Source organism: Persicitalea sp. (genome assembly GCF_041751555.1).
Lineage (GTDB): Bacteria > Bacteroidota > Bacteroidia > Cytophagales > Spirosomataceae > Persicitalea.
Genome location: NZ_JBGSXF010000654.1, coordinates 1 through 9,322 on the forward strand (window position 1 = coordinate 1; position 9,322 = coordinate 9,322).

Below are 9,322 nucleotides of genomic sequence, written 5' to 3' on the forward strand. Positions count from 1 at the left end.
GAGTTGTGCACCCATAGCACTAGCAACAGAGGGGTTGTAGGCACATATCATACGGTGAAATAAATATCTTGACAAATATTTTCAATTCTATAAAATTCTGACTTCCAGTCTATTGAAAAGATGTGTATATACTCTAGGTGGGGACACAGACCCAGGTTAAGGGATTGCCTAAGATGAAGTTTTGAGAGGGGTATGAGTTCCTGATTAGACAACTAAAATATATTCCGATGAGAAATATAGTATTCATAGTGCTTGTTTACGCTGCAATCTTAGTTTTAATAAGATGCTTTTTTGATTACACCGGTTATTCTCCTAATACAACAGGTCCAATTGGAGATACAATCAGCGGTGTTCTTTCGCCTCTGTTTGGTATAATCAGTGTTTATCTACTGTATGAAACATTTAAAGCTCAAAATGAGCAATTGACTGATCAGAAGGATACAAACTTAACCCAAATGAGTTTTTTGTATTTAGAGGATTTTAAGAAAATGGCAATTGATTTTGAGCTGGAAAACCATAAGTATTTTTTTGAAGTCCCTGTAAATGGGGCTAGTATACTACCTGCTGGTGTTAACCATCTAGGTTATTCAGCAATAAAAAATTTTGCTGACTATTACGAAAATTTAACACCACAACCTCAAATTCATGTTTCTTCTATTGGTTTAATTGAAAAAGTTAATATACAAACTGAGGATATTTTATCAATTTTTAAGAGGTTAGAACTCTTAAATGAAAAACTTACGATTGATCATTTTGAATACTCAAAAATCATATTCGATAGACTATTTAAAATACATATTACTAATTCTGAATCGGTTTTTGTTCCAGTAAGAAAATTTCTCATTACAATTAAATCTGAATTAGAGAATGCTACTGATGAAGATAAAATGCAGATTGCATTTCGAGATACATCAATTGGAATTATAGAAGAACTTTGGAAAAATTATGAGAAAATCATTGAAGTATTTATTAAAAAAGAGAAGGTTGAAAGATACAATATTGAGAACAAATCATTTTTTGAAGCTTTGGAAGAATTTAATGAAAGAGAAATTAGTGATATAGATTGGAATGTTCGATACCGAGTAAAATTATAGGTTTTTTGTTTTTTTGTATTATTTTCCGTGGTCTGTGTTCCCACCTAGAGTATATACACAAATAAAAGCCACTAGATCTAAATATCCGATTCCGTGAGTTGTGCACCCATAGCACTAGCAACAGAGGGCTTGTAGGCACATATCATACGGTGAAATAAATATCTTGACAAATATTTTCAATTCTATAAAATTCTGACTTCCAGTCTATTGAAAAGATGTGTATATACTCTAGGTGGGGGCACAGACCCAGATGAAGGGGATGTGGTGATGCTGGAAGAAATGTAGGATCTTCAAATCATTCTAAAATATGAAATCTTTAAATGTATTGTGTTTAACAATTATTACTTTTATTCATATTTCTACTATATCACTTGCGCAAGAAGTAGACCCAATAGCTGAATCTGCAAGATTACGTAGAGAGAGCGATGAAAGAAAGCTATCAACTGGAACGCGAGAGGAAAAATATGAAATAGCATTGAGGAAAGCAGCTCTACATACTTTTAATAAAGAATACGCAGAAGCTATGAAAATGTATAATGTAGCAATTGAGCAAAATATTAATTCATGGATCCCATATTATGATAGAGCTCCATTAAAACAGAGTTTAGGTGATTATAGAGGTGCTGCTGATGATTATCTGAAACTAGAAACGCAGCTTAGTAATGGAAATCACAGAAATGACAGGGTTTATATAATTTATAATATAGCAATATGTAAGGAAAACATTGAAGATTATGAAGAAGCTATAAAATACTTTAAAAAGTGCATAAATATTCAGAATCTCTCAGATTACCATAACTCAATAGCTAAAATATATTATAAACTTAAAAACTATCAAACGGCACTTCAATATTTGAACGAAGCGATTGAATTAGACCCAAATGATAATTCGTATTTTTATAACAAGGGGCTTACCTTAATAAAAATTGGGAAAACAGAAGATGGATGCAAGGCATTGAGCCGATCAGGAGAGCTTGGAAGTTCCAACGCCTATGCGGCTATACGAGAGCATTGTCAATAACTCTAAACCATGAAAAAAATTACTATATTTTGCTTGATAACTATTACTTGTAATCTCAATTCTAACATACTATTTGCTCAAAAAAATGATCCTATATTAGAAGCTATTCAAGCTGCTAAACGAGTTGATGAAAAAATATTCTTAAACGGTACGCCGAAAGAAAAATATAACTTAGCGATGCAAAAAGCTTCAATTAATGAAAGAGAAAAAAAATATTCCATAGCTATGAAGCTGTATAACTTAGCGATAGAACAAAATGTTAATTTATGTAGGCCATTTTATAATAGAGGTAGTTTAAAAGAAATCCAAGGTGATTACAGAGGTGCAATTGATGATTATCTTACAGCAGAAGCACAAATCCATAAGCCACAATACCAAAGTAATAGATTGGAAGTTCTTTACAGTATGGCTAGATGTTATGAAAAAATTGACTTTTTTAAAGAAGCCATAACTTGCCATATGAAAATATTGAAAATTCGAGAATTGAGTTTGGATTATAACTCAATTGGAATGATCTACTATAAAATGAAAGAATATAAAAATGCTCTTCAATATTTTGATGATGCGATTAGATTAGACTCTGACGACCATAGATTTTTTTACAATAAAGGTATTGTCCTAATTAAAATTGGGGAAACAGTAAATGGATGCAAGGCATTAAGCAGATCAGGAGAACTTGGAAGTTCCGTAGCTTATGAAGCGATTAGAGAGCATTGCCAGTAACTCGTTAATTCAAAAAAAGACTATTTAACAGTGGTTGAATTAAACTGTATAAAGGTGAATCATCGATACTGTAAAGCGTTTTGCACGAATTGGCAAGGTTCAATAAGCCATACCCTTTTGAACCCTGCCCTTGAGCTAGGTTTCCTTTCGCTAATGCTATGAAAGGAAGGTTCAAAAAGAAAGATCAAATTCTACTTGTACAGAATAGGAAAATCCTGTCCCTCTTGCGACAAAAAAAGAAGCCGCTAAAAATAGCGACTTCTTGGTGGAGACGGAGAGATTCGAACTCTCGTCCAGAACAAGGAAACCCTGTGCCTTCTACATGTTTATTTTTGATTCGGTTTTCGTGCCGGGCAAGGTTCAAATCAGACCTTCACCGCGACCTTAGATACTGGTGTCTCGTTGGTTTTCCGTATCACTATTCCAACCAGCGCTGCGTTTCGACACCCCTGGATCCTCCCGGCAGCACGTGGGGAGGAGGGATGATGGCATTTGCGTAATCCTAGATTAGGCAGCCATGGCGTAGTTAGACTCGCCGTGTATTATTTGGAAGGCATTGGTCACGGGAGATACCCCCAACTCCCGACATGCTTACACAGACCTTCAACCCGCTGTCAATACCAGTCGCCCCCAGGTCATTTGGAACGAAAAGCGGCGTTCTAACAAAATCGCCGCTTCCGAACTGTTTTTACAAACCTTAGCCCGAAAAAGTTCAGCCCTCGGCCGAATTGTTGTTGCCGCCCGAAAAATAATGCTCTTTTTGTTTGAAAAGCAGGTTGAACGAAGTCAGCGAACCGTAGCAGCGGGTGATGTACTGTTGAATATTCACCTTCTCCTCGTCCTCCATACTACTGGCGTTGACCCGCTGTTCCAGCACCCGGAGTCGGTCGCGGAGCATGACGATCTTGTGAAAGAAGGAATTTATAGGCCACTCTTTTTCCTGTAAGCCCTTCACACCGGGGCGGAGGATGAGCGTACCGTTCAGCCATTTATCACCCAACGGCACTATTTCGGATACGTCGGCCCATTTTTCCAGAATTGAAGTGAGGGCAATCTCCACATCCCGCATACTCACATCGACTCCATCCGGTTCAATAGCTTCCAGAATTTCAAGCTCCGTGTCGTAAGGCGTTTCGTCCACACCATAGTTGACGTAGGTGATGAGGTGGCCTTTGGTTTTTTGGTTGAGTACTACGCCCACGCCGAAGTCGGGGTGTTGCACCCGCGATCCTGTCCCTAGTAGTTGCATTTTGGCTGTTTGTTTTGGAAAATAAGTGGGGAGCGAATGGCTGGATGCGATCAGCGCTCCGTCATCTACTTTTTCCAAATACAGTGCCAACTTTTCTTACCCAGAAATAAATGAAGCCCAAAGCAAGGATTGCCCTGGGCTAGTATTACGAGAAACCTACTATTAATTACTCAATTGCGAGGTATCGAGTAAGAGCGAATCAACGAATAGGGAATCGCCGAGGGGTAGCACGCGGTTGAGTTGCTTGGGCCGGTTCCAGGGTCCGGTGGTGCGGCTGGCCATGTCAAGGGCCAAAATGGCAACGATGAGCGTAAAGACTATAAACACTACAATGAACATTCGGCGGTTTTTAGCGGGTTCGGCCATGAAAAATTACGGTTCTTTCAATTCGCTGATGCCCTGGTAATCGTCGTCGTCGTAATCGTCGTCGTCATCGCCCGCCCCGAATTCATTTTCAAGATCATGCATAAAAACGGCGTCGATCGCCTCTTCGAGGGTGGGCAGCACCAGTAAGTCGGCTATTTTGGAGTCTTCCAGAACTTCGGCAAAATCGTCGTTTTCAGTGGCAGCTACCAAGATACCAAGCTTGGTGGTACACAGGCGAACTAGTTTGCGAAGCGTCATCACCCCGCTGTTTTCGATACCCTGCGTTTGGTCCATCACCACGATGAGGTTGCTGTAGTCTTCGCTCAGCAAGTCACGGGCAACTTCCTCGAATTCTTCCGCAACGGCTTCGTCGAACTGGGCTTCTTTCAAGGTAATTACTGCGAACTGTTCTTTCCGGTCTATTTTGTAATCCATATTTTTTAGGGGTAGTTGAGTAATGGTGGGTAGTACGTTTGTTATAAAAAAAGCGATTTTAGTCTTGACTGGACAGTCAGGAGGTCAATGAACGCTTTATGTTTGTTGCGATTCGATCAAGAATATCGTCCTGACTATTTTTCTCAAAAACCATTCCAGTCACTTTTTCATAAAGTTCTACATAGCGGTCGCTGATTTGGCGGACCCAGGCGTCGTTCATTTCTGGAATTTGCTGGCCTTCCTTTCCCTGAAAGCCGTTCTCGATCAACCATTCCCGCACAAATTCCTTCGACAATTGCTTTTGTGGCAGTCCCTCCGCCTGGTTTTTTTCGTATCCTTCCTGGTAAAAGTAACGCGAGGAGTCGGGCGTGTGAATTTCGTCGATCAAATAAATGGTGCCATCGAGCTTACCAAATTCATACTTGGTATCCACCAAAATGAGCCCCTGGGCAGCGGCCATTTCGGTGCCTTTGGCGAACAAGGCGAGTGCGTACTTTTCCAATTGCTCGTATTCTTCTTCCGGCACAATGCCTTGTTTGAGAATCTCCTCACGAGAAATATCCTCGTCGTGCCCTTCGTGGGCCTTGGTGGTTGGCGTAATAATGGGTTGCGGTAGTTTGTCGTTTTCGCGCAGTCCGTCGGGCAGCGCGACACCACAAACCGTGCGTTTTCCTGCCCGGTATTCGCGCCAGGCGTGTCCTGCCAGGTAACCGCGCACGACCATCTCGACGGCGTAAGGTGCACAGCGCAAACCTACACCTACGTTCGGATCGGGAACTTCCAACAGCCAGTTGGGGACAATGTCAGCCGTAGCCTTCAAGAAGTGTGCGGCGATTTGATTTAGCACTTGGCCCTTGTAAGGAATTGCGCGGGGCAAAATCACGTCAAAAGCCGAAATGCGGTCGGTAGCGACCATGATCAGTTTGTCCTCGAAGGCATACACATCACGCACTTTGCCACGATAAAAGCTCTTCTGACCAGGAAATTGAAAATCAGTCCCTTTAATTGCATTCATTGTTATCCTGTAAATTTCTAAACAACTAGACCTCTCCACAACTAAACCCCTAAACTACCACTCAACCACCTTGCTCCGCTCCGACTGATCATAATACTGCCGTCGGCGGAGTTGGTAGATGTATTGGGCTTCGTTGGATTTCATGGCGTCGAGGATGGAGCGGGCTTGCTCTTCCGACATATTGAGCCGCCTTAGCCGCTCGAGTAGTTCTTCCCGCTGCGCCGCCAGTTCCACCTCCTGTTGCTCGCTCGTGGTGGTCAGCTGGGGTGGTGGAGGGGACAACTCGGGCTGGGTGGCCGGGGCATCGGGTACTTTGCCCGAAAAAACTGTTTTTAGCACTTGGTAATCATACCGTGCCGTTTGGTTGTACGGATCATGTCGAAGGGCGGTTTTAAGGTAAATTAAAGCCGCGGAGGTGTCGCCGTTTTGGCAGGTCAACAAAGCCAGTTGGGTATTGGCCGCCGAGGCGATTGCCGGATCGGCTACATGTTCCAAAAGTGTATATTCGGACTGAGCCAATTGCAAGCTGTCTATTTGAAAATAAGCGTGTGCGAGGTATAGGCGGCTGGCGGGTTCGGAAAAGATGGAGCCGTAGGTTATTTCTTTATATAGCCGGGCTGCTTTCTTGTAGTTCTGTTCGATATAGGCACTTTCCGCCTCTCGTTTGTCGCGGTTGGATTGGTCGATCGTGTTGAAGGAGCGATTGTCCCAAACCCAAAGCAGCAGATATAGCAATAGCGAGGTCATTTCCGGCCAGTCTTAGAGGAAGGGGCAATAATACGAATTATATCCTTAGAGTCGGAAAGTGCGAACGGTGATCAGCACGTCCAACAGCAAAAGCCCCAGGGCCGCCGCCAGGAAATAGTAGTATTTGTTAGACACCACGGCTACCTGGCGACTATCGACCAGTTGCCCTTTAATAGCATTCATGTCATCAAGGGCTTTCGGAAGCTGGTTAAGTTCGTTGGTCACGCGGTAGTAGTTTCCGTTTGTCGCCCCGGCCAAATCCTGTACGGCATCTTCATCGACTTTGGTGATGACGGTTTCGCCGTCCTCGTCCTTCATGATTTCGTTGTTGGTTACGATAGCGCTGCCAGTGGTCGTACCCACTGCCACCACGAAAAGATAAAAACCAAAGCGGCGAATATCATTAAAAAGAGAAGCGTCGCAATCGGCCCGCCGCTCTCCGTCGGTGAAGAGAAGCATGACCTTGGCCTTGTCCGAAGCGGCTGCGTCCATCGACAGCTTGGAGTAGGCCAATTCAAGCGAAGCGCAGGGATTGCTGCCACTTCCTGGCAGCAAATCCGTTTGCAGCGACTGCACATACAGATTGAGCGCCGCGTGGTCGTAGGTAAGGGGCGACTGAGTAAAGGCTTCGTTTGAAAAAACGATCAGCCCCATTCGACTGGAAGGGAGCGCTTCCAACAAGCCGTTGATCTCAAATTTAACTTTTTCCAGCCGGGTAGGGGAGACATCACCAGCATCCATAGACTTGGAGAGATCCACCAATAAATAAACATCTTTGCCCCTTGCCTCCAACTCGCGCGCCGATTCGCCAAATGAGGGGCCCAACAGGGCGATGATCAGAAGCGTAAATACAATGCTGCGGAGAAAAAACTTAATAATAAGGGCGCGGGAAGTAGTATTGAGCCGTCGGGCGACCCGGACGGTGCGGATAAAGAAAGCAGCGTAGGTCACCGCAAAGAGTATCACAAAAATAAATTCGGTCAGGCCGAAGGGGTAATTCCAGTTCATCGCAAAGGGGTTACGCACGTGTTGCGGTAGCCAAAATTAGACAATCCGGCTTTCTGACAAAGTTTTTTTGTGGGAATGTTTGTTAAAATCAAACCGATCCTTCTATCTTTGTGGCTCAATAGCCGGAGAGATGGGTGAGTGGCTGAAACCAGTAGTTTGCTAAACTGCCGTACCTCTAAAGGGTACCGCGGGTTCGAATCCCGCTCTCTCCGCATTATTGTTTTTTTAGATAAAAGACTTGAAGTAAAATCTTTTTCGGCAATTCCATTGTGGGGGATGGCGTAGCCCGGTAGCGCATCTGGTCTGGAACCAGAGGGTCGCAGCGGTTCGTCGCTGGAACGCCAGCCCGGACCATTCGAATCCTGTCTTCCCGACAGCACGGGAAGAGTATAGAAGTAAATATTTTTCGGGGAGTGGCGCAGCCCGGTAGCGCATCTGGTTTGGGACCAGAGGGTCGCAGGTTCGAATCCTGTCTCCCCGACATTTTTAGAATATTTGAGAGAGATATCTGGCTTGGGACCAGAGGGTCGCAGACGGTCGGCCGCTGCCGTTCGAATCCTGTCTCCCCGAATATAAAAGAGGCAGCTCATAAGAAGCTGCCTCTTTCTTTTCACGGTCTCGTAGCTCAGCTGGATAGAGCATCTGCCTTCTAAGCAGACGGTCACAGGTTCGAATCCTGTCGGGATCACCAAAAATGCTCAGCTGGATAAAGAACCTGCCTTCTAAGCAGGCGGCCCTAGACGGTCGGCCGCTGGTTCGCCAGCCCGGTGCCGTTCGAATCCTAGCGCGATCACTAAAAAGCCTTGCCGAAAAATTCGGCAAGGCTTTTTACTTTATCTAGTATTCTGAAAATCAACTTCAAACAAAAGGCTCAGAAAACCGCTCAAAATGGCAAGTGTAGCCATTGGGATTTCTCACTAGGTAATCCTGATGCTCCGGTTCTGCTGCCCAAAAGGTAGTGTAGGGTTCCAAGGTAGTGGCGACGGTACCTTTCCATCTTTTGGAATCGTTCACGATTTTGATCATTTCATCCGATTCGCTTTTTTCTTCTTCATTTTGGAAAAAGATGGTTGATCGGTAACTCGAGCCTACATCGTTGCCCTGTCGATTGACCGTGGTCGGGTCGTGAATCCGAAAGAAGAAATCCAGTAGTTCCCGAAACGAGGTCTCACTGGGATCGTAGGTTATTTCCATCCCTTCGGCATGACCGGGATGGTTTCGGTAGGTGGGGTTTTCGTTTTCTCCGCCGATGTACCCTACTTCGGTGTCTTTCACGCCGGGCCGCACCCGAAAAAGGTCTTCCATTCCCCAGAAACATCCGCCTGCTATATATGCCTTTTTTAAGTCGCTCATTTTTCGATAGTTTGTTTTAAGGTGTTTTTTTATTCTAACCGTTTCCTGGTTATTAGCCTGCTTTTTCCGTGCAACTTACTGCGTTCATAACAAAATCAGTTACCTTTTGTTCCGGCATCTCGCACGGCTTCAGGATTTCAGATTTGGTAGTAATGTAGTAGTTCAAGCTGATAAAATCCGTGCCTCCCAGCTCCTCGGCGTAAAGCTTTATGCTTTTCCCGTTGTTAAAATCAGTACGGGTCACGCCGTATTTTTTACTTTGAAACCGTACCTCGGAATACCCGATGGGAATTTCCAATATATGTTCTAGC

General features: G+C 44.1%; 12 protein-coding genes, 4 tRNA genes and 1 other RNA gene. 8 read left to right on the forward strand and 9 right to left on the reverse strand.

Annotation, left to right across the window (positions count from 1 at the left end):
* Positions 1–227 precede the first annotated feature (227 nt).
* From ACEW8P_RS23055 to ACEW8P_RS23065, 3 genes are all read left to right on the forward strand, one after another.
* Positions 228–1,094, forward strand: a complete 867-nt coding sequence (locus ACEW8P_RS23055) for a hypothetical protein (protein WP_373515424.1) — start codon at positions 228–230, stop codon at positions 1,092–1,094.
* A gap of 307 nt (positions 1,095–1,401) precedes the next feature.
* Entirely contained in the window at positions 1,402–2,115 is a 714-nt protein-coding gene (locus tag ACEW8P_RS23060) for a tetratricopeptide repeat protein (RefSeq protein ID WP_373515425.1), read from the forward strand.
* 9 nt (positions 2,116–2,124) lie between these two features.
* Complete coding sequence (locus ACEW8P_RS23065) at positions 2,125–2,838, forward strand: tetratricopeptide repeat protein (RefSeq protein WP_373515426.1); 714 nt, start codon at positions 2,125–2,127, stop codon at positions 2,836–2,838.
* A gap of 263 nt (positions 2,839–3,101) precedes the next feature.
* Here ACEW8P_RS23065 and ssrA read toward each other — a convergent pair.
* From ssrA to ACEW8P_RS23100, 7 genes are all read right to left on the reverse strand, one after another.
* Positions 3,102–3,470, reverse strand: a transfer-messenger RNA (tmRNA) gene (gene ssrA / locus ACEW8P_RS23070).
* 80 nt (positions 3,471–3,550) lie between these two features.
* Positions 3,551–4,087: a hypothetical protein gene (locus ACEW8P_RS23075; RefSeq protein WP_373515427.1), complete on the reverse strand. Its 537-nt coding sequence runs from the start codon at positions 4,085–4,087 to the stop codon at positions 3,551–3,553.
* A 162-nt stretch (positions 4,088–4,249) separates the two neighbouring features.
* Positions 4,250–4,453, reverse strand: coding sequence for a hypothetical protein (locus tag ACEW8P_RS23080; protein WP_373515428.1), 204 nt, complete (start codon positions 4,451–4,453; stop codon positions 4,250–4,252).
* Between the two features lie 6 nt (positions 4,454–4,459).
* Positions 4,460–4,888 carry an anti-anti-sigma factor gene (locus ACEW8P_RS23085; protein ID WP_373515429.1) on the reverse strand — a complete coding sequence of 143 codons (429 nt, stop codon included), beginning with the start codon at positions 4,886–4,888 and terminating at the stop codon, positions 4,460–4,462.
* A 76-nt stretch (positions 4,889–4,964) separates the two neighbouring features.
* Positions 4,965–5,903, reverse strand: a complete 939-nt coding sequence (locus tag ACEW8P_RS23090; protein ID WP_373515430.1) for a phosphoribosylaminoimidazolesuccinocarboxamide synthase — start codon at positions 5,901–5,903, stop codon at positions 4,965–4,967.
* Between the two features lie 54 nt (positions 5,904–5,957).
* Entirely contained in the window at positions 5,958–6,650 is a 693-nt protein-coding gene (locus ACEW8P_RS23095) for a hypothetical protein (RefSeq protein WP_373515431.1), read from the reverse strand.
* A 45-nt stretch (positions 6,651–6,695) separates the two neighbouring features.
* Positions 6,696–7,676, reverse strand: coding sequence for a VWA domain-containing protein (locus ACEW8P_RS23100; RefSeq protein ID WP_373515432.1), 981 nt, complete (start codon positions 7,674–7,676; stop codon positions 6,696–6,698).
* Positions 7,677–7,782: 106 nt separating this feature from the next.
* On the opposite strand from ACEW8P_RS23100, the gene ACEW8P_RS23105 reads away from it, so the two are divergent.
* The 5 genes from ACEW8P_RS23105 to ACEW8P_RS23125 all read left to right on the forward strand — a co-directional run bounded on the left by ACEW8P_RS23105 (position 7,783) and on the right by ACEW8P_RS23125 (position 8,499).
* Positions 7,783–7,870, forward strand: a tRNA-Ser gene (locus tag ACEW8P_RS23105).
* Between the two features lie 58 nt (positions 7,871–7,928).
* Positions 7,929–8,032: transfer RNA gene (locus ACEW8P_RS23110), tRNA-Pro, on the forward strand.
* Positions 8,033–8,065: 33 nt separating this feature from the next.
* Positions 8,066–8,139, forward strand: a tRNA-Pro gene (locus ACEW8P_RS23115).
* Between the two features lie 133 nt (positions 8,140–8,272).
* Positions 8,273–8,349 (forward strand) — tRNA-Arg (locus tag ACEW8P_RS23120).
* Positions 8,350–8,352: 3 nt separating this feature from the next.
* On the forward strand, positions 8,353–8,499 hold the full coding sequence (locus ACEW8P_RS23125; protein ID WP_373515433.1) for a hypothetical protein: 147 nt from the start codon (positions 8,353–8,355) through the stop codon (positions 8,497–8,499).
* Between the two features lie 17 nt (positions 8,500–8,516).
* Here the strand turns inward: ACEW8P_RS23125 and msrA are convergent, their stop codons facing one another.
* Together msrA and ACEW8P_RS23135 are read right to left on the reverse strand one after the other, a co-directional pair.
* On the reverse strand, positions 8,517–9,011 hold the full coding sequence (msrA, locus tag ACEW8P_RS23130; RefSeq protein ID WP_373515434.1) for a peptide-methionine (S)-S-oxide reductase MsrA: 495 nt from the start codon (positions 9,009–9,011) through the stop codon (positions 8,517–8,519).
* 52 nt (positions 9,012–9,063) lie between these two features.
* On the reverse strand, positions 9,064–9,322 hold a 259-nt coding region (locus ACEW8P_RS23135; RefSeq protein WP_373515435.1), incomplete at its 5' end, for a hypothetical protein.